Source organism: Vibrio sp. YT-17, from assembly GCF_033337375.1.
GTDB classification, from domain to species: Bacteria; Pseudomonadota; Gammaproteobacteria; order Enterobacterales; family Vibrionaceae; genus Vibrio; species Vibrio alginolyticus.
Genome location: NZ_JAWOQP010000184.1, coordinates 1 through 1,076 on the forward strand (window position 1 = coordinate 1; position 1,076 = coordinate 1,076).

Consider the following 1,076-nt stretch of genomic DNA (forward strand, 5'->3'; position numbering starts at 1 on the left):
TTCTTCTAAGAAGCGATAGAATTCCGCCTCGGTGTAGTCTTGTAAGGCATCTTTAATTACAAGCTTCATATTATTGAACCTTATGTATCTCAGCAACAGTAGTAAATGTCCGCTTTGAAAGTGTCACAAGAGAGTTTTGAGCTGATATTAAGCATTAACTTGAGCATATTTGATGATTCGCTCGACGGTGATTTCAGGGACACCTTCAAGTAATTCTTGCAGTATAAATACCTCTAAGAAGTAGTCATACCCCTTCGGTAAGCCTCCATTCTCTGGCTCTGTGCAAAATAAAATATGGGATTCAGGATTCCATGTACTGTCAATGTGAATAGTTAAGTCAGGATCTAAATGTAAATGCCTATTGTTTTGTACTATTTGTGATAGATTCATCGGAGCCGAGGTTTTCTCATATTTAGTCGGCAGTACCTAACTGATAATCATACTCTGGATCATAGAAGTATTTATCAATCAACTTCTCTATGTCTAAAGCTTGCGCGTCACTAATATCAAATCCGCCAGCCCCACTTGTTAGGAACTGAATATCATCTTCTTTTAACCCTAATACTTGAGCAATTCCATCGAGGTGTTCTTGTTCAATAGCTAACTCTGAAACGAGTAACTCAGTCTGTTTGTCGAACTTTTCAATAACAATTTTCATTATTTCTCTACCTTTCTAGCCGGGTCTGCTTCTTTTGTTTGCTCTCCCGATATGTGATCAAACTCGCCGATATGTTTACCATTTTTCGTATAAATCTCGACTTTTCCATGCTGAGAATCCCACTCGTAGATTCGTCCTTTTTTATCTTTCCACCGCTCTCTCAGTTTCCCTCCACCTTGTACTGACGTTTTTTTCTTTGCTTTAATTGCATCAGGGAAAGCGGGTAACGGTGGGCTCCCCTTCGGGGCTGGAATGTACTTAATATCGCTATTCGGTTTGTTATAAACTACATAGAGCGGAGCAATGCCTGAGCTTTCAGGGAATACCAAGATCGCATCACGCCAGTCTTTCTCTTCAGGCGCAGGCGTAACGGTGACGTTCGCATCGCTATCCGAGTGGATTGGCGTGACCAGTATAT

General features: G+C 40.8%; 2 protein-coding genes. Both read right to left on the minus strand.

Going from position 1 to position 1,076, the window contains the following annotated elements; genetic code table 11:
- Window positions 1-412 precede the first annotated feature (412 nt).
- Window positions 413-658, minus strand: coding sequence for a hypothetical protein (locus tag R7F67_RS24825; RefSeq protein ID WP_098415012.1), 246 nt, complete (start codon window positions 656-658; stop codon window positions 413-415).
- On the minus strand, window positions 658-1,076 hold a 419-nt coding region (locus R7F67_RS24830; protein ID WP_318057532.1), incomplete at its 5' end, for a colicin E3/pyocin S6 family cytotoxin. The genes R7F67_RS24825 and R7F67_RS24830, both read right to left, overlap by 1 nt.